Source organism: Chryseobacterium sp. KCF3-3 (assembly GCF_045865955.1).
In the GTDB taxonomy this organism is placed as follows: Bacteria; Bacteroidota; Bacteroidia; order Flavobacteriales; family Weeksellaceae; genus Chryseobacterium.
This window is the reverse complement of the sequence record NZ_AP035792.1, coordinates 5,450,978-5,474,519: the sequence shown is the minus strand read 5'-3', so window position 1 is coordinate 5,474,519 and position 23,542 is coordinate 5,450,978. Positions and strand designations below refer to the sequence as shown.

Genomic DNA, 23,542 nt, shown 5'->3' with positions numbered 1-23,542 from the left:
CATGAATAATAGCGGATACATACAAACAGCAAAAAATCCAGATTTAGTTACCTATAAGGTGATGTCTGGAGGCACAGAGCTGCCGGGGAAGTACGGAGTGAAAAACATTATCGTGGAAAAAGAATTCAACAGAATTCCTTATGCCCGCATTGTTATTTTAGACGGAAGTGTACCGGAGCAGGATTTCAAGCTCAGTAATGAAGATCTGTTAATTCCCGGAAAAGAAATTGAGATCACCGCTGGATACCATTCTGAAGAGGAAACCATTTTTAAAGGAGTTGTTGTAAAGCACAATATCAAAATCAGAAATGGCTCTTCTTACCTGATTGTAGAATGCAGAGATAAGGCTGTAAAAATGACCTTAGGAAGAAAAAGCAAATATTTCTACGAAAGCACAGACAGTGATGTTATTGAAGAATTGGTTGGTAATAACGGACTTACTGCCGATGTTGAAACAACTTCAAATTCGCACAAGGAATTGGTTCAATACCAGGCTTCTGATTGGGATTTTATGCTCACCAGAGCGCAGGCCAACGGTAAACTTTGTTCGGTGGAAGATGGAACCATCAAAATCGCTAAACCTGATTTTAGTGGTGAAGCCGTAGAAACAGTAGTTTACGGGTCATCTGTACATGAATTTGACGGAGAAATTGACGCCAGAGACCAGTTCAACAAAATTACAGCCAAAACATGGAGCTATACCGATCAGGAACTGACTGAAGTAGAAGCTCAGGATCCTGCCATCAACCTCAACGGAAATCTTTCATCAGGTGATTTAGCAGATGTTTTCGGAATCGAAGACCTGCAGCTTAAACATGGTGGAAATCTTACTCAGGGTGAGCTTCAGGAATGGGGCGATGCCAAAGCAACCTTCCAGCAATTAGCCAAAACAAGAGGAAGAGTAAAATTCCAGGGAATTCCATCTGTGAAACCGGGAGTTTCATTGACCCTTCAAGGCGTTGGAAACCGATTCAACGGGAAAATATACGTAACCGGTGTCCGCCATGAAATTGCTGAAGGAAATTGGCTGGTAGACGCTCAGTTCGGACTTTCTCCAACATGGTTTTCAGAAACCTATGATGTAAGTGAAATGCCAGGTTCAGGAATTATTCCTGCCATAAGCGGATTACATATAGGAGTAGTGTCTCAGTTGGAATCAGATCCGGACGGAGAAGATAGAATTTTAGTACAAATTCCTATCATCAATAACGAAGAAGAAGGGATTTGGGCAAGAATAGCCACCCTTGATGCCGGAGAAAACAGAGGATCATTCTTCAGACCGGAAATCGGAGACGAAGTCATTATCGGATTTATTAATGACGATCCCAATGATGCCGTGGTACTTGGAATGCTGAACAGCAGTGCAAAACCGGCTCCCATTGTAGCTTCTGATGATAACCACGAAAAAGGATTTGTGACCCGAAGCGAAATGAAAATGATCTTTAATGATGATAAAATTTCCTATACGCTTGAAACCCCAAAAGGCAAAAAAGTGATCGTAGATGAAGATGCGGATGTTATTAAAATCGAAGATGAACATTCTAATATTCTTACCCTTAACAAAGATGGTATTAGTATGGAAAGCGGGAAAGACATCAAGATCAAAGCAAAGGGCGATATCAATATGGAAGGAAAGAATATCAATGTAAAAGCAAGCGCTCAGTTCAAAGCAGAAGGAAGTTCTGGTTCAGAACTTAAATCAGGAGCAGTAACCGTAGTAAAAGGATCTCAAGTTAAAATTAATTAATAATCATGAAACCGGCAGCAAGAATTACAGATATGCATACCTGTCCTATGGTAACGGGAACAGTTCCTCATGTAGGAGGTCCTATCATTCCGGCAGGAGAACCTACGGTACTTATTGGCGGAATGCCTGCAGCAAGACAAGGAGACAAAGCAGTATGTACAGGGCCACCGGACACCATTGCGTCAGGATCTTCAAGTGTTTTGATAGGCGGGAAACCTGCCGCAAGAATGGGAGATTCTACCGCTCATGGAGGGGTAATAACCGCAGGTGATGCTACTGTTTTAATAGGCGGATAATAGGGAAGGCAGCTTTGAATACCATCATAAGCTCCATATACATAGAATCTGACTCAGCATAAAAATGTAAAACATCAATAATAAAACGGTTAGAATAACCAAAAACTCTATGCACAGATGCAAGATGTGAACATTCAATATAACAAATAACGTATGAAAATAAATACAGATTTTTTAGGAACAGGCTGGAGTTTTCCGCCTGAGTTTAATGAGACTGAAGGAAAACTGGTCATGACCACAGATGTAGAAGACATCAATAACAGCCTTAAGATTTTATTGTCAACACGCCCTGGTGAACGTGTCATGTTCCCAAACTATGGGTGTGACTTGCAGGAAATGCTCTTTAAACCTCTGGACTTAACGCTGATTACCCAAATGAAAGGAATCGTGGAGCGTGCTATTTTATATCATGAGCCCAGAATCAATATTCTAAGTATTGAAATTGATACTCAGGAAGAGCTTCAGGGGGAAGTTTTAATACAAGTTGACTACGAAGTAAGAAATACTAATACAAGAAGCAATATGGTTTTCCCTTTTTACAAAGGAGAAGCTACCGAAATATAATGAATTACGGGATGTCTGTAGCCATTTTGAATACTACCAAACACTACAATAAGTATTGCATCTGACCATAGAAAGATAAATATAAACAAATGAAAAAAACAGATACATTTTCACATTATCGTGAAGGAAAATCACAAATGCAGCGCTTTTTAGCAGAACTAGATCCTGGGAATCTTGAGTTACACGATTTCGATTTGTTTGACTGGCTATTATTCGCAAACAATTTTGCTCAACGTGTAAACTATTTTGACAAAGATGATAATACAAAACCAAAAGGAAAGTGGGGAAACTTCTTCCTGGGTGATGATGCCGACGCTATCCCACGTAGAGAAAGCGTTGAGTATAAAAGTATGAAAAAACAGGTTACAGATCTTATGTCCCAGTTTGAACAGGATAGCAGCCTGACACCTCACCTGACATTATTTGTTTGCTTTTTAAAATTATTGGATTTCTCAAAAAAAGCCTTCAATAATCTGACGAAAAGGCACCTGGATTTCTATTATAACGAAATTCTTCAAATTGAGAAAAATGATGCCAAATCAGACAAAGTTTATGTGATTTTTGAACTCGCTAAAAAAGCGATTCAGGAAAGAATTCCAGCCGGAACATTGCTGGATGGGAATAAAGATGCTAATGGCAAAAAACGAATCTACAAAACAGGTGATGAGCTTGTAGCCAATCAGGCAAAAGTAGTTGAGATTAAAAGTTTCTTAAATGACGTCGAAAACAGAGAACTGAAAATGGCTCCCGTAGCCAACTCTGCTGACGGATTGGGTGATAAATTGCCGGAAAACAACAACTATTGGTGGCCGTTTGGATATAATTCTGATGAAACCGTTTCCAATAAATCGATTTATAAGGAACTTCCAAAAGCCAAACTGGGCTTTTCCATAGCATCCTCATTACTTGATTTAAAAGAAGGTGAGCGTACCATTACTCTTAAGATCGATTTTAATAAGAACTCAACCCAGAAATTACAGAGCCTTTCAAAAACAGAGATTAAAAATAATATCAAAGTGCTTTGCAGCGGGGAGGAAGAATGGTTATCAGGTGCTGATTTAACATGTATTAAAAACGAAGAAGAAAGATTAGAACTTTCTATTACATTACAAAAAGAGTTCCCGGCTGTTGTAAAATACAATAAAGAAGTGTTGGCAGAAACATTTCAAACCAGCTTTCCTGTAGTAAGATTGATGATTGAAGGAGAAAAATACTATGATCTGTATGAAGCTCTTTCAGAAAAATCAATAAAGAATATAGAAATAGCGGTTGATGTAAAAGGAGTAAAATCTATTCAGCTGGAAAATGACAACGGGGCATTAAATTCAGAAAAGCCTTATTATCCTTTCACTGCACAACCTGTTAAAGGATCTAATTTCTATATCAAATGTCCTGAGCTGTTTTCCAAAAAATGGCAGAATGCAGACATCACGATCAATTGGAAAAATGCTCCGGATTCTATAAAAGATTTATACAGCGGATATGTTATCCAACCAAATCAAAACATCAGTTTAACCGATTTTGAGGCCTTAAAAAGCTCATCAATCGTAGGTTCTGATGGTTATTTCAAAGCAGATGTTGCTTTGCTGGATAAGGAAATCTGGTATGAAAAGGCTAATGATATTGATGTATTCACGAAAGTAAAAGACGCTTATAAAATCCAGTTTTCCGTAAATAATGCAAGTAATAAAGCAGGAACAAGTGAGACGATCAGAGTAACACTGAACCAGTCGTCATTACAGGATGTATATCCTAAACTGTATACATTGGCATTATCAAGTAATCCGACCTTTAAAAAACTTATTCCCAACGAGCCATACATTCCTTTTGCGGAAGATATAGAGTTGAATTACAGTGCGAAAGAAAATGTGTATTCGTACCTGGAAAAAGAATCTGCCGGAGAAGCTTCAAAAAATAAAGAAGTACAGCTGTATCACGAAGACGTGTTCGGTCAATACGAAAAAGAAGTCGAAACCAACAGCATTGTACCGGTACACCAAAACGGAGGTGAATTGTACATCGGTCTGGAAGCAATGCCTCAGACTACCGTTTCACTATTAATTCAAATGCTGGAAGGAAGTGAAAATCCTTTAGTGGATACTTTCCTGGAAAAAGAATTTATAGAATGGAATATTCTTTCAAACAATACATGGACAAGTTTGTCGGATTATATGCTGCAAAACGAGACCAGAAAGTTTCTGGAATCAGGGATTGTAAAGTTTAAAGTACCTAAAGATATCGATAAAAGCCATACAAGATTTACCGACGGATTAGTCTGGATCAGAGCCAGATCACAAAGAAGTTATGATGCCGTATGCAAAATCCAGGGAATCTATACTCAGGCTGTTTTAGCAACATTCCAGAATCAGGATAATGACCTGTCTCACCTCAATAACGGACTGGAAGCGAAGACCATTACTAAGCTTATCACCAGAGTTCCTCAGGTAAAATCTGTCAGCCAGCCTTATAACTCGTTTGATGGTAAATACAAAGAAACAGATACAGAGTTTTACAGACGGGTAAGTGAACGATTAAGACATAAGCACAGAGCTATTACCCAATGGGATTACGAACATTTGGTATTACAGGAATTCCCGGAAGTCTTTAAAGTAAAATGTTTAAATCATACTTCCGAAAATTCATATATGGCACCAGGCCATGTAACCCTGATGGTGGTTCCGAATATTAAAAATAAAAATGCTTTTGATGTCTATCAGCCGAGAGTAAGCCGTGCTTCATTGAATAAAATTCAAAATTATGTAAATGAATTAAATACAATGCACGTGAAAGCTCAGGTCATTAATCCCAATTATAAAGAAGCAAAAGTAGAAACAAAGGTCAGGTTCTTTGAGCAGTATGACGAAACATTTTACCTCAAACAGCTGGACGAAGATATTAAAAAATATATATCGCCATGGGCTTTTACAGACTCTGAAAATATTGATTTTAATGTGGAACTGAATATTAATCAGTTGGTTAATTATCTGGAGCAGTTGTATTATGTGGATTACATTGATGAGATTAAAATATTTGTGAATAATGTCCTGCAAAGACAATCTTTAATTGAAGTAGATCCAAAATCAATTCTGGTATCTGCCAAGCAGCATAATGTCACTATTACAGAACAGGTATGTATTTAATAATAAACAAGAAGAAACATAATCATGTCAGAAAATAAACATATTAGTATATCAAAAAATATAGAAACCGGGGATCAGACAGATTTTCATTTTCTACGCAAAACAGGAATTGAATACATAGAAAAGTTAGGAGGAAAACTCTGGACCGATTATAACTCTCATGATCCTGGTATCACCACTCTGGAAGTTTTAAGCTATGCCATAACGGATCTTGGGATGAGGATGAACCTGAACATGGAAGATATCCTGGCATCCGATGATGCCAATAAAGACATTCATACCCAGTTTTTAAAGGCTGCAGAAATTTTACCTTCAAGACCTTTAAACGAACTGGACTACAGAAAGTTGTTTATCGATATCAACACGGCTGGAAGCTTTAAAAGACCTATCCGTAACTGTTGGCTGGTTCCAAAAAATGAAAAATTATATGTCGACTGTAAAACCGGGGATTTAGACTTTAAACCCATCGGAGAAAAGACAAAAAGTTTTAACGTAAAAGGATTGTACGACCTTTATGTAGATTATGCTGAAGATATTGATGCGGATGGTATCGGATGTGAAAAATCTAATGTCAATATCAAAATATTAGATAGTTATCATGCTAATAGAGGACTTTGTGAAGACCTGGCAGAAATTAAAGAAGTTGAAATCCAGAAAGTTGCAGTGTGTGCCCGTATCGGACTTGTCAGCAAAGCAGATGAAGAACTGGTGCATGCTAAAGTCATCAGAACAATCAATAATTATCTGTCTCCGGAGGTTCATTTTTATTCACTGAAACAAATGCTGGACAAAGGTCTGACTACAGATCAGATTTTTGAAGGTCCGCTTCTTGAGAATGGTTTTATCGATACGGAAGAACTTAAAAACAGCCAGTTAAGAACAGAAGTTCGTCTTTCCGATATCATCAGTGAAATCATGAAAATTGATGGGGTTAAAGAAATTCATGATGTGTCTATTGCAGGTTGCGACAGTGTGATCAAACAAAATAATGATTGGCTGATCTGTATTGAAAAAGGCAGAAAACCGGAACTGTGCGAGCTGAGTTCATTCAGTTACAGTAAAGGCTCTCTTCCGTTAAATATCAATGACAAAAAAGTTCAGGATTACTTAGAAACTCTTAAAAGAGAAGAAGAAGTACTGAGAGAAGATGCAAGACAGAATAAAGAATTGGTATTGCCACAAGGAACTTCATATGATATCGCCAACTATGCTACTATTCTGAATGAATTTCCGGACACCTATGGAGTAGGAGAATCTGGAATTATTGGAAATCCATCCCCGGAGAGAGAAGCACTGGCCAAACAAATGAAAGGGTATTTGTTATTTTTTGATCAGATCCTTGCCGGCTATTTCAAACATCTTGAAAAAGTAAAAGAAGTATTAAGCATTAATGGTAAGTTAAAAAGAACCTTTTTTACCCAGGCTCTTAAGAATATTAAAGGCTTTGATGAACTGGTTTCTGACTATGATACTGAAAGTGATGATCAACTTACCGATTCGTTATATGAAGAGCTTGATAACAGCGTGGAACGCCGAAACGAAGTTTTGGATCATCTGATCTCCCGTTTTGCTGAAACATTCAGCGACTATACCTTCTTAATGAAATCATTGTATGGGAAATCCACCGATGAAATTGTCTTAAAAAACAAAGAAAATTTCTTACAAGAATATTCATCATTAAGTAAAGACAGAGGGTTGGGGTATAATTATACCTTAATTGGAGATTCAGATCTTTGGAATACCAGTAATATTTCCGGTGTTCAGAAAAGAATCGCCCGCCTGCTGGGAATTAAGGATTATACCCAGAGAAACTTATCTCAAACGCCGGTATCCATTATTGAAACAACCGATAATACCGGTAAAAATACTTATACCTGGAAAATAAAAGATGCTGGTAGCAATATTATCTTATCGTCTGTAAACAGCTATACGACTGAGCATATTGCTATAAAAAACCTGAATGATGCCATTTATCAAACCATTCAGATTGATGAGGAAGATCTTCAGAATGCATTAGACACCTTAGATGAGAAAAACCCTGAAGTTACATTAGAAAAATTAAAAACATGTGAAAAGGGATATTGTTTCATTGGAAATATAAAAATCCGTGTTTCATCGGGAGGTAACTACTATTTTGAAATTGTAGATGATACGGATGAACAAAATGTAATTGCTGTTCACAAAAAAACCAATCCTTATTCAGATTTGAAAGAATTGAAAGACGGAATTAAGGCAACGGTGAAGTATTTCAAATATGAATTTACAGAAGAGGGGATTTTCCTTGTCGAGCATCTATTATTAAAGCCAACCACTAAGGATTATAAGCTCATGGGAGGTATTGGCTGTATGTCTATCGGAGGTTCTTTCAGAATCATGTATGACCTGGAGGATGAAAATCCTACAACAGATCCGATAGAATATTCGGAAGCCTTTATGTCTTCTTGTGAAGGTTGTGAAACAGATGTGGAGGTGTTTGATCCTTATTCTTACAGGGTAAGTGTTGTCCTTCCCGGGTTTGCTTACCGTTTCCAGGATCCGGATTTCAGACGTTATGCGGAAACCGTGATCAGACAGGAAATTCCTGCTCATGTTTTAGCAAAAATTTGTTGGGTGGGAGACCGTTTGAGTGAAAAACAAACCGCTCAGAACGATTTGGCTGAATTTGAAGTAGCATTTAAAAAATACCTCTCAGATAAATCGAGGAATAATATTTTGAATCTTGGAAACAGCATTACAGATTTACTGACTGCTCTCAGCCATTTAAATAATATTTATCGACCAGGAAGGCTTTTAGACTGCGATGCTAATGACAACGACACGCTGGACGGAAAAATCATATTAGGACAATCGAACTTATCAAAAAAAATGAAAAATAATGAACACTAAATTAGACAATGTAACAACCCAATATAGAAAGTTCAACGACAATCAGGCGTTAACAGAAGGGCAATTAAACGAATTTATAGACTATTTTGAAGATCAGGACAGATTATCAAGAACCCGTCTGAGTGGCGTAGGAGTGGTGTGCGGTTTTAAATCGGAATACGTAGAGCTTGAAATCTCACCTTCTCTGACAGAAAAAATGTCCAGACCCGGAGATATAGATATTGAGATTCCTCTTGATACTATTATGATTACACAGGGAGCCGGAGTTACTACTGATGGAGACTTGATAACGCTGCGTCAGGCAGCAGGCAAAAAATCAGAGGCTGTTATAGACTTCGATGCTAAAAATTACAGATACTATAGAAATTATGTTGATGTTCTGGGATATGAGCATTTTCGTATCGGAGGACAGCAAATTCCTCTTTTAGAATTGTTTACAACACAAGAGTATACACAGTTAGTGAACGAAGGAGCTAATGCTGCAGATTTTAAACAGGTAAGAGAGATTTATAATTCATTAAATGATAAAATTGTAATTCTGTATCTGGAAAGTTATTCTAATGATGAAACCCCATGTCAGGATGCAGATTGTGACAACAACGGAGCAGAGCAGGTTGCTAATCTTAAAGTGCTTCTGGCAGATTCTGCATCTGTTTCAGAGCTTATCACGAAAGGTGACGCAAAAGATGCGATCTATAAGCAGCACAATACTTATGAAAAGCTTTTTGACAGTTTACCTCATATAGAGGCGAAAAGAGTTATTCTGGATGCTCTTGTAAAAACAGCGCCGCAGTTAAAAACAAAATTTCACGGTGCTATCAGTACTGTTGCAGAATTAAGTGATGGCTTTACCTCTATTGCAGGAGCTTTTAATGTAAATATGAATCTGGGTGGGCAGACGCTTTTTGATAAACTGAACCCTTTGCTGACAAGCACTTCTCCAGGCTTAGAAGATTATCAATACCGATATGATTTATTAAAGGATCTGATTGATACCTACAATGAAATAAAAGGGCTGATCCTGCATCTGAATGCTGAATGCTGTCCGGATATTGCTTCATTCCCTAAGCACCTTATGTTAGGTCCAGTTGGAGCAAAGCAGGAATTAGGAAAATATATCCCTTTACGTCACAGTTTTTATAATTCACCCATTACTACCAATGATGACGAGAATTATGAAAGAGTCGTAATGCTTGCCAATCGTTTTGTACAGAAAGTTAATGGATTTCAAACCTATATCGGGCGAATTAAAATTACACCTTCAAATATGAATGTAAGATTGGGTAATAAGGCCATACCGTATTACTATAATGTAGACAAATCCTTGTTAGCCCAATGGAACTTTGAAAAAACAAAAACCGATAGGGAAGCTTACAATTTAAGCTATCATACAGCCAATTTAGCAGGAGAAGATTTTATTCAGAATCCACTGAATTATAACATTGACAATAATGATTTTTATAGAATTGAAGGTCACCTGGGAATGCCTTATAAAACAGCATTGCAAAACATCAATGATCTTAAAACACAATACGGATTAGCTTTTGATGTCATCGCATTGGTTTTGGAAAAAGGAGGAAAGCCTGGCAGCGAGCCGCCAATCCGGGAAAAAACAGTCTCTATTGATGAACTCAGAAAGCAGCTGACATCCATTTCCAGCGATGTCAGCAACAGAACACTTAATTCACAGAATACTTTACTGAACATTTCTAAACTGGATGAACAGCTGAGATTGCTGAACCAGGCTGAATTCTCAAAAGAAGGATCTTCAGATGGCGTTACAGTAGTAAAACAGGATCCTAAAAAAGACGATGTTGTAAGTGAGCTTCTAAGCGAATTCTTAGAAAGGAAATCAGGTCTGGAACATAGGGCAGGAGTAGAGCCGGGCGGAACTTTCGCATTGATTTATTACTCAGAAGATGAAAATCAGGTTCTTGCGGATTTTTCACTGCCTTATCTGTGTTGTTCTAAAAAGGATCCTGCATTCCTGTCGTTACCTGCAAACAAACTATGTCAGAAAGATGCTCCGGTGTTGATGACCATTGTTCCGTTAGACGGACAAGTAAAAGCATTTGTGAATGGTGCTCCGATTCCTGCAGTTACACAATCCGGAGGTCAAAGTTTCTTCGATCCAAGTCTGGTTAACGCAGCTTATTTTGGACAAACGATTACGTTTACTGTTAATGATGATCCAGTGGAAGCACAGATGGTAGTGTATGCACAACCCAACGTATCTGTTACTACAGGTACTGTGAGTTATGATGCTCCTACGATGGACGAAAATGCAAACAATCCGGATGCTACGGTTGAATTTAATGTTACCGGAGATTTTACAGGGGTTACATTTACCTGGAATTTTGATGATGGTACTCCAATCGTGCATAATGAGGCTCCAACTAATAAAAAAGTTCATGTGTACAAGCTGGTTGCAGGACAGGAAAAAACTTTCAATCCAACACTTACAGTAACCAATGCTAACGGCTGTAGTACGGTCTATAAATTAGCTCCGCTAAAATTAAAAGGTCAATCCACTATTGCATGTTTAAGTGGGATGAGAGTGGTTATTCAGTATAGAGATGATGTAGACCAAGGTCACGTTTGTAATGATGCTACCTTCAACTTAAAAGGAAATGGTATTGTGATAGGTGGAAACAATCCTTACCCTGGTTTTGTTGGAAACATCCACTTAAGTAATACAGGAGGCAACCAGGATAGAGGTAACCATAAACCTGGTACACCTGCATTGAGCAGATATAATGAAATTACGATCACTCAGGCTGAAGCTAAGCAAATGGCATCACAATCATCAGATGGTTTTGTAGAGTTTTCTCTTGAATGTGCATTACCTCCTAGTAACAGACCGCCAACTGGTTGTCACCAGGATGTTGCCTATACAGAAATCTTCTTAGCAAGCGCTACAGTTCCTATTTATAAAGGATATCCAAATGGTAATTTCCTAAGAATAAACCCTTGTACAGGAGTCACAAAATAATAGTCAGATAATAACTTCATAGGCAGTATCAATTGTCTATGAAGTTTATTAAAAGACCTTAATAAATCATTAAAAATGAACAATAATGAAGAATCAATTAAGTAATATAGCAGTCCAATACCGTAAATTCAGTAAAGGGCAGTATATAGAAGATCCTGATCAGTTCAATGAGTTCCTGGATTTTTTCGAAGATCAGGACCGTTTGTCCAGAGTATTGCTGCAGGGAGTAGGTATTGTATGCGGTCTCAAACCAAAACTTATTTATAAAAACAGGCTGCTCAGCAGTATACAGCTTTCTCAGGGAGCAGCACTTACCACCGACGGCGATTTATTAACCCTGAACAATACGAGTAAGAAGAGTGAAGATCTGTACATGGGTGATCTGAAGACGGTTGATCTTGAAAATAAAGACTTCACCCATTTTAAAGCATATGATAATTTTAAAATAAAATACCCGTCGTTTTACGAGGGAAGCGAGCAGATTGAACTATGGGAATTGGCAACGGCTCAGGAAGCAATATCAGATTTTCAACCTATTAATAATCTTACCAATTTAGAGGATAAATACCTGTTGCTGTATTTGGAAGATTATGAAAAAGAAATTAAACCTTGTAGAGGAGTTGACTGTGATAATCATGGAATACAACAAATCAGAAACCTTAAAGTATTAGTTACTACTGCAAGTGGGATCAATCATATTCTTGGAGAAGATGGTTTTACTCTGCCTGACCCTATAACAGGTGAGGTTCAATTGAAAAGAAAAGATCGTCTTCAGCCTCATCCTTTGTTTATCGAAGATATCATGGAGCCTGTGAAACAAAACAGGGTTATTTTAGAACAGTTTGTTTCAGAAAAAAAATTGAGTGCTTCTGATTTAAAGAATATATATATCAAAGCTCTGGATAAAACGAATTTTGGGAAGATTGTTTTTGAAAGAATGGAAGCAATCGGTAAAATAGTAGGGATTTCAACAGCCAACCATGATACATTTAAAGCGTCATTTACAAGAATTTTTAATCAGGAATCAGGTTTTCAGTATGCTTATGATGTGGTAAAGGATTTAATGGATACTTACTCGGAAATTATAGAATTGCTTCCTAGAGCATTCACCAAATGTCTTCCGGATTTTGTTTCTTTTCCTAAACACATCATGCTTGGGAAATTACAATCAGATATCCAATTGGATTTCTCAAGACATAAGTTTTATAATTCGCCTGCTTTGGATGATGATAAAGCAACCCAAAAAGTTAAAACCCTGATTAGTCGCTTTAATCAACAAGTAGGATATTTTAATCCTGATAATATTGTTAAAAATAAGGAAAGAGTTAAAATTACTCCGTCACAAAAATTAAATCCTCTGAGTAATAAAGCAATTCCTTTTTATTACACGGTTACAGAAGATTTCTTAAAAGCGTGGAATTTTGATAAAACAAGCAACAGGTCTTCTGACAACAATCTAACATTTGATACGGATTGGGTGTTAATAGGAAAATCCGAACAGGAAAGTCCTTTAAACCTCAATATAGATAACTATCCGTTTTATAATATAGAAGGTCATCAGGGAATGGATTACCAGGTTGCTTTTGAACAGATAAAAGAAATCAAGGATAAGCAGCAGCTGGGATTTGATATTATGCTCTTGTCTTTGGAAGAATTAAAAGGGAATAAAGACCTGACAAAAGCCTATTTCAATGAATACGTAGAAAAGAATTCGGGATTGGAACATAAGCGGGGAGTAAAACGTGGAGGTACTTTTATCCTGGTTTATGATTCTATAAAAAATCCAAAAGTTATTGCAGACTTTTCACTTCCATACATCTGCTGTACTCCAAAAGCGATTGTCAAATTAAGTTTGCCAACTTCTGTTATCTGTGCTGAATCTAATCCTATACCTTTTACAGTATCCCCTATGAATGGAGTTGTGAAAGCAAATATTGGTAATGGCGTGAAACTTATCAATGGACAATATGTCTTTGATCCGAAGGCTGTGGAAGAACAGTTCTATGGTCAGGAAATTACCTTTACTGTCAATGGGAAACCTACTGATTGCAGTATTAAAGTGATTTCGGAACCGGATATCAAAGTAGAAGTTGTTCCACCTGTTATTTATCCTGGAGGAGATTCAACAGCAACAATAGTAAACTTTAAAGTCTCCGGAGCAAACTTTGCAGACTATACGTACAGCTGGGATTTCCTGGGTACTGACGTTTGGGCCCCTTTCAATCCTGATGAAAATGGATTTGTAAGTTATAAGTATTACAATCTGGATCCATCAAGGATTCCAACTGTAAGAGTGAAGGTGATTGGTAATGGCTGTACTCAGACTGTAGCTGTAAATTTACCACTGACCAAAGAGTGTCCGGTGATTTCAAATATTAAATATTCCGTTGTTGATAATGGTGATGGTACCCAGACACTCACATTTGATTGGGATTTACCTAAAGACCTCACGGGAATAACAGGCTTGAATATTTATGATTCAAATGACCCTGGAAACGGATGGCATTATGAATCCGGATCATACAATCCGCGAAGATCTGTCAAATTGCCTTTAGGTAAATACGATATTAGATTCGGATTGGTGGGTTCATGTAGAGAAGCAGCAAATACTGTGGATCTTCCGGGATTTGATGATATTGGAATTGAAAAAGACCAGAATAATCACCCACCTACTGCATTGATCAGATGGAAGGATAATTCAGGAGTTGAGGACAGATTATGCAGACAGTCGGTTTGTAGTTTTGCCATTGATGTTTATGCAACGGATCAGGATGAAGATATTGCAACTATTCAGATTTTTAAAAGTACTGATAATGGAGCTACATGGAGTTTGTTTATTGGTAATCTTACTGGGGCTTCATTTACCGATACTATAAACAGAGCTGGAACACAGCTATATAAAGCAATTGTTACAGATAGAAAAAACAATACAACAACTTCAAATATTCTGTCTTATAAAAAAGAAAATAACCCACCTGTTGTATCAATCAAATGGAATGATACATCCGGAATTGAGGATAGAGTGTGTACACAGTCTGCTTGTAGTTACACAGTTGGTGTCTATGCCAGCGATCCTGATGGTGATATTACCAACGTTCAGATTCATAAAAGTACCAATAACGGTGCTACATGGAATGTGTTTATTAGCAATCTTACGGGGACTACATTTACAGATTCTATAAACGGAGTGGGTACAAATCTATATAAAGCGGTTGTAGTAGATGGAGAAAATAATACCGTGACTTCAAACATTCTTTCCTATAAAAATGAATATCGTCCAACGGTTGTGATCAATAGCATTAGCTTTCCTAATAAAAATTGCTGTACTGTTGAACTGCGCACTATTTTAGCTGGTGCCGGTGGTAGTCAGAACATTCTTTTATCTAATTTACGTTTTAGGCAATTGGGATTAAAAGGATGGGGAAGTGGAGCAGATGTGCTTCTGTATTTCTGGAGCAAATTAGAAGGTCCGGATGTAATCCTTGAGAATGTTAACGAACCGACTCTTACCATCAAAGATTTACAGGTTGGAAAATACAAATTCCAGCTTTTAGTCAAGGATGCCAATAGTGATGCATTTGAAATTGATGTAGCAGAGATAAGAGTGGATTAAGGAACATATTCTTTGTGCTATATCTGATATAAAGGGGTGTTTTTTTATTTTTTTGGAATAATTACAACATCCCTTACATACTAGAAAAAATAAATAACAACAATAAACATAATACAATGGAAAAATGTGATGTTTCATTTAAAATACAATATCAATCTTCCGAGACAATAACAGATGCTTCTGTGAAATACACTTATCCACCGGGATCCACAAATGTAGAAACCGTTGATATAAGGAATGCAGTGCTTCAGGATAGTAATTCAATAAAACTGCCTGGTATTCAGGAGATGGGCACTTACAATCTGGACGTTGAACTGGGAGTAAATGGGGTTGTGGCTACAAGCAATGCTACATTGAACGTTGGAGGGTGCGGCTCTTCCTGTGAAACTCCGAGAGTTCTTGATGTAAAAGTACTGGAGGATGGGCAGATCGTAATGAACTATGTGGTTTTTAATACCAGCAATCTTGCGGCATTGGAATACCAGATAGCGAAAGATCCTGCTTTTAAAGATGAAGATATTATTTACTCAAAGGTGGGCTTTAGTGATGTAAATTATACCCAATTTGAAAATATTGACATGAGAAATGGAAATATTCCGGATAAAACTCCTTTATACATAAGAATAAGAAAATATTGCAGACCCAATGGGATTTCGGAATGGTCGGATTTTGTGAAATTTGACTCAGGAATATGGGGAGTAGAAGCTTACTGCTTGTCCGGTGTAGATGATCGTAACAAGGATTCTCTTTGTTTCGGAACATCTCCTGCCTGGAAAATGAAAGTAACTTTAAGTCCCTTTAGGCCAGGTATAGGAAGCTTGATCTGCCTGACTAATGGTATGCCTGCAATACCGGATAATATAAGAGAGTTTGAGCAAAATGCGCCTGAGAATTTCAAAAAAAGCGGAATAAGATGGATACGATTCCTAAGGTCTGATTCAGAATTTAACCCAGGTTTAATTTATTGGGTAGATCCGCAATCAGCAGAAATACAGAGAATCGATGAAGAACAGTGTTATTAGAATATCTTACACTATAATGATCTGAGATGCCCCAATAAAATCCTCAAGAAATTGAGGATTTTATTCACTAAGGCAGTTATCTTCTGTTGTTTTTACGTCTTGTACTTATAATATTGAAAAGTTTCGCAACATCCTTCAAATGGATCTCGAAATCTTCATAATACTCATTCAGAGAATGAAGGGTAATAATCCCTCTCTCCACATCATGGTTAATGATTCGCTTTACCAAAATCCCTTTCTCTTTGTGAACGATTACAAAATCCCACTTATCATAATGGAGTTTACTCATCCAGTAATCCTGTCTGATGTTTCTGCATAAGATAATATCACCTTCCAGATAGCTTTCGTATGATCCGTTATCCATACTATCTCCTTTTACTTCAAAACACATGTATTCACCTCTGTGCTCTACATCGTCCGTAAAAGGAATTGTGGGTAAGCTTTCTATATACTCTTCATCAGCAAAATTACTCAGATAGCCAGCTTGTGCGTATTGATTTGCTAATGGAACGTGCATGATCTTTAAATCTGAAAAAACAACCGGAGACGCACTGTCATCATTGAGTTCCTGTTGTTTTAACAGATTGGTGACAAAGTAAGCCGTCGTTTCAGGTATTTTTCGTTCGCCTTTTTCCCAATATTGCACGGCTCTGGTGCCTACTCCTATAGATTTTGCTATATCAGCCTGCTTCATGTTTAGTTTCTTTCTGATTTCTTTGAATTCTAAATAGTTCATTTTGATATGTTTATAGTTATTTGTAAAAAAAAAACGAATAATTTGTTCGTTTTTATTTTGAAAAACGAACAATGTTCGTATATTTGTTTCGTCGTTAAGATGGAACAGTACAAATGTACAAAATTATATTTAAAATTTAATATTTTTTTAATATTTTAAAATGTTACTTTTTGTTTATAATTAAATGTAATTAAGCAAGTTGTGAGTTTATTTCGTGAGTAATCTATTTAAAATATAGAGAGTTTCTTTTTTTGTTTTATCCAGAGCTAGTAGGGATAGGGAAAATTTTAAATACTCTTTAAGGTGTAAAAAGTGCGTTTTATTGTATTGTTTTATTTGTGTTTTGTTCGTTTTTTAATTGTTCCGCTAATGACAAAAATGCGTTTATTTTTGATAAATATCTGAATAAAGCAATCATTTTGCTCTTTGTTTTTTCCTGAAAATAAAAAAACAAGTCCAACATGTAGAATAACATTACTGCTCAACATATAAAATATCGATTAATTATAGTTGTCAGTAAAGTTGCTAATACATCCTGAGAGGGCAAATGAAATTTAAAATAAAGAAGTCAGGGTAAGATTTTTATTGATAAATACCTGGTACCGGCTTCTAAAAAAACAAAATTAATTGAATTAGACATCTTTTTAGAAGGCGGAATATTCGTCTTTAGGGATTCTTATGACTTTATCAAACAGTCAACAGGTAAGATGAGAAAACCTGTCTGATTCAAAAAAAAATTTTAACCAAAAAAACTTTTAACCATAGAATATGAAACGTAGTAAAGAATTAGTCGAAAAAAGAAAAGATTTTGTCATTGATTATGTAAAACGTAATCAGGATAAACAGATGAAAGTGATTGTCAACGAGCTGATGGAAATGTTATTTTTGTCTGAAAGAACAATATATAATATCATTCTTCAGCCATAGTATAGGTCACGGAAGAAAGCTCAATCCTTACCATTTAATATTGTAATGTGAATATCAGTAAGATAATGTTTGTAGATAGTGTGTATTCATAATTCATTTCTTGAAATTATTCATTCTAAAAAGATAAAAAAGGATTCAAAGCTATTGCTAAATCCTCAACAGCCTCATACATAAGATTAAAAGGCTGCTCTGATATCTTTCTCAAATTTAAATTATAGGTAAAATATTAAGGTGAAAAACGGTTTTTGCTTTGTCGTTCTGTTTTTTTAATTGAAACATGAATTGTAAAAGTAAACCGTTTGGCCTTAGTGTATTGGAAGAGAAATCAATTTAAAAAAACTAAAAAAGCAATTATTCATTTAACAAAATTCTAGTAACCATGAAAAAAAAAGAAAAGAAAAAAAAGAAAAAAGATAAGGAAAAACTGAAGAAGCCAGGTAGAGATATCAGTGATATTATTGACGAGTTAGCGTATGCGGATGAGAGCGATAATATCATGAAAATCAGAAAGTTTTTAGATGATATGTACATCCTGTCTCAGGAATAATCAAACATCTGAAAATGGTTTGAAAATTAAACATTTTAATAAATAATAGAGAAGAAAAAGAATGAATTTGGATAGTATAAAAGCCCTTTTGATCGGAACTGCAATAGCTTTTTCAGGAGGATTACTGAGGGTACTGGTCTCCATACAGAATAAAGAGAAAAAACAACCATGGGAGCATTTTATCACATTGGTAATCGTAGTCATCGTAGGCTTTACAATGAGCTATTTAATGAACAGAGCTGAGTTGCATGATAAATGGTATTCAACAGGGATATTATTTGTGCTTGGCTACGGCTATGATAAATTCCTGAAAATGATCACGACAAACCTCCCAAACTGGATTGATAAAGCAGTGAATCTTTTTATTGAAAACCGATATGGAGTGAAGACAGACAGAAAGTTTGATGAGGAAGAAGAAAAGAAAGATGATATGAAATAATAAAAAGATTCTGAAACAGTCTTTACCGTAATGACAGAATCAACCACTCTAAAGGAGATATTATCCTGAAAAAGAGTGGATTTAAAACTTAAAAAACCTGAAAATTCAAAAGCAAGAGAAGAAACCAGGAAATGGTTCAGTGTTGCCTGTTTCTCAAAGTCAAATACCATTTCTATTTACTTATGTTCTTAAAGAATCTACCTCCATGGTATGATTTTTTCCAACCCGGCAGGCACCCTATAAGGCACAATACTTTAGTTGTGCCTATAGGTCTTTTAAAACAATATGAAATTAAAAAACTAAGTCAATGAAAGCAGCAAAACCTGTAGAAAAAGACAATAAGGCCCATAAAAACCAGAGCAAAAAGCAAAAGCCGAAAAATCCGGTAGTTGTACCTCTGTCTGAGGTAGATGTGGCCAGTATACAAACACAAAAATCCGGAAATAGAGGCATTACTGCCGGATCAGGAAGCCCTAATGACAGCCTGCTCCACCTCAATGGTACTGTTGCGGGGGTTCATGATTCACGAGACATTTATGGCCAGGGATCAGAAAAAAAATATGGAAAACTCCAGGAGAGTCTGGCGAAAACCGGAGATATCAACCATCCTGACACCAGGAAAATTGAAAAAGGCTATATGTCTACTTTGAATGGCAATCAAATACAAGATTATCATAAACTTAAATCGGGAACCTATCTGCCTAAAACAGTACAGGAACAAGCTGTAGTTTATCAGGAAAGCAAGAGCAATCAGGAAGCAAAAGCGGATACAAAGACGGCAGCGGCAGGAAAAGCCGTTTCCAGGAAATCAGAAGTTGCTGCTGTAGAAAAAACTCAGTCAGTCACTGCAGATAAGGCGATAGAAGTTGATGTTGAAACTAAAACATCTGCAAATGCTACAGACAATCCCGGATTTATAGAATTGAGCGGCCGGATCAGCGCTACAGCTCAGGTGCAGAAACGCCACGAACCTGCAAAAAAATCATCTGAAGATGCACAAGCTGCAGCACCATCACCAGCCAACGAACGTCAGAGTATGGCACAAGCCAGCCAGGTGAATACCATGGATGAACAAAAAGCAGGACTGTTCAAGAAAGAAGATTTTAAAGCTTTGCTAAGTGAAAAAATACATAACATCAGGCTTCCGAAAAATGAAGAGCAGGCAGATGAGTTTGAGAAACACAACAATATACAGGAAGTCAATCAAAAAGCAGTAGGCGATGTTAAAAAAGAAAAGAATCTGGCATCTAATGATATTGCTTCTGCAACAGCTGCACAACCTAATACTGCCGCACAGCCTGTTCGTGCCGTTGCAAAAATGCCAACACAAAATGTAGGGATTGCTCCGGGAACACCCAATGTAGCGAAAGCGATGCCGGTGAAAAGAAATGCAGAAAGCGTAGAACAGCCTATTAAGGAGCAAACAGCAAGCATCGACAGTGAAATGAAAGCCAATGGGGTCACCGATACGATGTTGGCAAAATCTAATGAGCCTACGTTTACAGATGCTTTGTCACAAAAGAATAAAGCCAAAACCCAAAGCGCTGCAGCAACTCAACAGTTCAGAACCAACGAAAATAAAGAGCTGTCTAAAACCCGTAATGAAGCCCAAACACAGGCGGCACATCACATTAGCGGTATGCATGGTGCAAGAAAAGGCGGACTAGGTAATGTACATGGTGAACAAAAGCAGACCTCAGGCAAAGACAGCCAAAAACGAAAAGAAATTGCCGATCACATTAATGGTATTTATCTTACTTCTAAAACTGATGTGGATGGTATTTTAAATAACCTGGACAAATCGGTGGCAGAAAAATTTGATAATGGCAGCAGAGAAGCTAAAAAAGCATTTGAAGCCCATGTTGATAAAGAAATGAAAGCTTATAAAAAGAAGCGTTATGGAGATGCCTATGCAAAATACGGAGCTTTAGTTGCAGCTGGGAAATGGTTATGGGACAAAGCTACAGGTCTGCCTAAGGAGGTCAATAAATTTTTTGATAGTGGTAAGGACCTGTATATTAAAGTCATGGATAAATTTATTGACCAAATTGCAACCCATGTTACCACGCAGCTTAATGCAGCCAAAACCAGAATTGCTAAAGGTAAAAAAGAGGTACAGACTTATGTCAGCAGCTTATCACCAAGTTTAAGAAAAATTGGAAAAGATGCTATTGCAGAGATCCAAAGCAAATTCAATGCATTGGAAGATAGTGTAAACAGTAAAAAGGATGCATTAATTGATGTATTGGCTAAAAAATACGCAGACAATATAACAAGTATTGATGCCAGAATTTCAGACTTAAAAACACAAAATAGCGGATGGGTTAATCAGGCTCTTGAGGTACTTAAAACCAGCGTGTTTGCTATTATTATTGAAATTAAAAATACGCTTACCAATTTATTATCCGGTGTTATCAGTGCTATTCAGGCAATCATCATGGATCCGATTGGGTTTTTCAAAAATCTTATTGCCGGAGTTTCGCAAGGGTTTACCAATTTCGGAAACAACATCTGGACCCATCTTAAAACCGGCTTCTTTGGATGGTTAACCGGAGCGATGAAAGATATTTCTATTACGATGCCGGAAGATGTATTCTCATTAAAAGGAATTTTCTCCATCACAACACAGGTGCTTGGTTTAACATGGAGCGGCATTAGAGCCATCGGTTCTAAAGTGATAGGAGAACCTGTAATGAAAGTTCTTGAAACAAGCTTTGAAATGGTACAGATTGTTCGTAAAGAAGGTGTTGCCGGACTTTGGGAGCATTTGAAAGATCAGTTTGCGGACCTTAAAGCTACGGTAATGGATGCTATTATGGACATTATCCAGACACAGGTAATTCAAGCGGGTATTAAATGGGTGATGGGATTATTGACTCCCGTAGGAGCATTTATAAAAGCGGCAATGGCGATTATAGATGTTGTGAAATTCTTCATCCAGCGGGCTGCACAAATCATGGAACTGGTAAAAGCCTTTACCGATAGTATAAAAGCAATTGCCAGCGGAAATGTAGGAGCAGTGGCCAAATCGATAGAAAATGCATTGGGAAGAGCTATTCCTGTACTGATAGGTTTCTTAGCTTCCTTATTGGGAATTGGCGGTTTAGCAGATAAAGTTGTTGGAGTAATACGTAAAATACGTGAGCGTATTGTGAAAGCGATTACTAAGTTCTGGACTGTTGTGAAAATAAAAGGTGGTAAACTACTAAACAAACTAGGCATTAGTAAGAAAGGAAAAGATGATGGAAAGGATAAGAAAGGGATGACCAAAAATGATAAAAAACTTGAAGATAGTGAAGTTGGAGAAACCATTTATTTTTCTGCTGAGGGAGAGAATCATAGACTCTGGATTAGTACAAAAGGTAATAATGTTGAAGTAATGGTAGCGAGTACGCCTTTGAGTGTACCCGAAAGGCTAGAAGAATGGAGTAAGCAATTGAAATCTTTACCAAAAGAAGAGCAGGCAAAAGCAGAATCCTTATTGATGAAGGCTAAGGGTCAGTATGTTGATCTTCATAGTGATGCAAAAGAAACAGATAAGGAGTTTAATAAAATTAAAAAGCAAAATTCTTCCAATGGAGATGCTGAAAAAGCTGAGAAATTAGATGATAATGTAGAAAATAAAGAAAAAAAACTCTCCAGTACTCTGCAGCAATTATTTAGTATATTTGGAGAAGGGAATGAGCTGAAATATAGTATCAAAAAACTAATGTTTGTACAAAATGGAAAAGTTGATATTAAAGATGGAAAATATTCTCATTATTTTAAAAAACAATTGTCTAGCATAGAAAATACAATTTTGAAAATAGATGGTAGTACTGAAGGTGGGAGAACAAATATAAGAGATGCTGTAAAAGATATAAGAGGGGGAGAAAAATGGAGAACTCAGCATGGTGTTATTTATTCGCCATTTGTAGGAGAATATCAAGGAGCTTTAAGTGAAATGAGAAAAAATGTGCAGGGAGAATATGTTATAACTACTGAAACCGGAGGTTCATTACTAGGAGATGCACTTACTAAAGGTAGGGATATTGAAAATAAGAAAATGCTTAAAACAGAACCTGAACCTCTTCTTGATGATAATGGTATTCAAAAAAAGACAAACAAAGGTCAATTAAGATTTAAAACTCATAAAACACAACAACCAGAAGATATAGTGAAATATATTCATCAGGTGATGAAGGATCAGAAAGAGAAAGCAGTAACTATAGACATTGTAGAAACAATGGTTTCTGGGAGTTCAGTAAACGGTATTATTAATAATGGTATTTCAAAATTATTGAATGACAATGAATACCCTAACCTTAAAATTAAATTCCATTTAATGCAGGAAATATTGGGGAAAGATGAGGATGAAGCAGTGAATAGTGTTGTAAACAATCGGGATAAAAAAATTGTAGAAGCGGATAAAGTAATATTGCATTTTAATAAAACCCGTTATATATTGGGAGAAGATGTCGATCCACAATCACAGTACAACCACAATGAGCCGGTAATTATTTTTAAAGGTTCAGATAAAACATTAACAGCTTACAGTATTATACCGCAAGATGGGACGTCTACAAGAAGTATTATTATAGCATTAGCTCAAGGTGAGTTTAATGGAAAGTTACCTAATGTATTATAAATTAAA

The 23,542-nt window shown here is 36.6% G+C and carries 13 protein-coding genes; 12 read left to right on the top strand and 1 reads right to left on the bottom strand.

Features of this window, described 5'->3' with window-relative positions; genetic code table 11:
* Position 1: 1 nt before the first annotated feature.
* From vgrG to ACKTTZ_RS24280, 8 genes are all read left to right on the top strand, one after another.
* The gene (vgrG, locus tag ACKTTZ_RS24315) at positions 2 to 1,747 is read left to right on the top strand and encodes a type VI secretion system tip protein VgrG (protein ID WP_034699498.1); all 1,746 of its coding nucleotides are present in this window, start codon (positions 2 to 4) and stop codon (positions 1,745 to 1,747) included.
* A gap of 5 nt (positions 1,748 to 1,752) precedes the next feature.
* Positions 1,753 to 2,043 carry a PAAR domain-containing protein gene (locus ACKTTZ_RS24310; protein ID WP_034699500.1) on the top strand — a complete coding sequence of 97 codons (291 nt, stop codon included), beginning with the start codon at positions 1,753 to 1,755 and terminating at the stop codon, positions 2,041 to 2,043.
* Positions 2,044 to 2,196: 153 nt separating this feature from the next.
* Positions 2,197 to 2,607, top strand: a complete 411-nt coding sequence (locus ACKTTZ_RS24305; protein ID WP_034699502.1) for a GPW/gp25 family protein — start codon at positions 2,197 to 2,199, stop codon at positions 2,605 to 2,607.
* A gap of 89 nt (positions 2,608 to 2,696) precedes the next feature.
* Positions 2,697 to 5,747, top strand: a complete 3,051-nt coding sequence (locus ACKTTZ_RS24300) for a baseplate J/gp47 family protein (RefSeq protein ID WP_253316738.1) — start codon at positions 2,697 to 2,699, stop codon at positions 5,745 to 5,747.
* Between the two features lie 24 nt (positions 5,748 to 5,771).
* A complete protein-coding gene (locus ACKTTZ_RS24295) occupies positions 5,772 to 8,633 on the top strand; it encodes a hypothetical protein (RefSeq protein WP_407846826.1) in 2,862 nt (953 codons plus the stop codon).
* The gene (locus ACKTTZ_RS24290) at positions 8,623 to 11,625 is read left to right on the top strand and encodes a PKD domain-containing protein (protein ID WP_407846825.1); all 3,003 of its coding nucleotides are present in this window, start codon (positions 8,623 to 8,625) and stop codon (positions 11,623 to 11,625) included. The genes ACKTTZ_RS24295 and ACKTTZ_RS24290 overlap by 11 nt, the downstream gene beginning before the upstream one ends.
* An 85-nt stretch (positions 11,626 to 11,710) precedes the next feature.
* Positions 11,711 to 15,238 (top strand): PKD domain-containing protein, encoded by a 3,528-nt coding sequence (locus ACKTTZ_RS24285; protein ID WP_407846824.1) that lies wholly within the window; start codon positions 11,711 to 11,713, stop codon positions 15,236 to 15,238.
* Positions 15,239 to 15,354: 116 nt separating this feature from the next.
* A complete protein-coding gene (locus tag ACKTTZ_RS24280) occupies positions 15,355 to 16,260 on the top strand; it encodes a hypothetical protein (RefSeq protein ID WP_407846823.1) in 906 nt (301 codons plus the stop codon).
* Positions 16,261 to 16,336: 76 nt separating this feature from the next.
* Here ACKTTZ_RS24280 and ACKTTZ_RS24275 read toward each other — a convergent pair whose 3' ends face one another.
* Positions 16,337 to 16,996 carry a S24 family peptidase gene (locus ACKTTZ_RS24275; RefSeq protein WP_034699512.1) on the bottom strand — a complete coding sequence of 220 codons (660 nt, stop codon included), beginning with the start codon at positions 16,994 to 16,996 and terminating at the stop codon, positions 16,337 to 16,339.
* A 768-nt stretch (positions 16,997 to 17,764) separates the two neighbouring features.
* Here ACKTTZ_RS24275 and ACKTTZ_RS24270 point away from each other — a divergent pair.
* The 4 genes from ACKTTZ_RS24270 to ACKTTZ_RS24255 all read left to right on the top strand — a co-directional run bounded on the left by ACKTTZ_RS24270 (position 17,765) and on the right by ACKTTZ_RS24255 (position 23,536).
* Positions 17,765 to 17,923 carry a hypothetical protein gene (locus ACKTTZ_RS24270; protein ID WP_156106583.1) on the top strand — a complete coding sequence of 53 codons (159 nt, stop codon included), beginning with the start codon at positions 17,765 to 17,767 and terminating at the stop codon, positions 17,921 to 17,923.
* A 379-nt stretch (positions 17,924 to 18,302) separates the two neighbouring features.
* Positions 18,303 to 18,470, top strand: a complete 168-nt coding sequence (locus ACKTTZ_RS24265; protein ID WP_407846822.1) for a hypothetical protein — start codon at positions 18,303 to 18,305, stop codon at positions 18,468 to 18,470.
* A 67-nt stretch (positions 18,471 to 18,537) separates the two neighbouring features.
* Positions 18,538 to 18,909, top strand: coding sequence for a hypothetical protein (locus ACKTTZ_RS24260; protein WP_156106587.1), 372 nt, complete (start codon positions 18,538 to 18,540; stop codon positions 18,907 to 18,909).
* Between the two features lie 307 nt (positions 18,910 to 19,216).
* A complete protein-coding gene (locus ACKTTZ_RS24255) occupies positions 19,217 to 23,536 on the top strand; it encodes a hypothetical protein (protein ID WP_407846821.1) in 4,320 nt (1,439 codons plus the stop codon).
* Positions 23,537 to 23,542 lie beyond the last annotated feature (6 nt).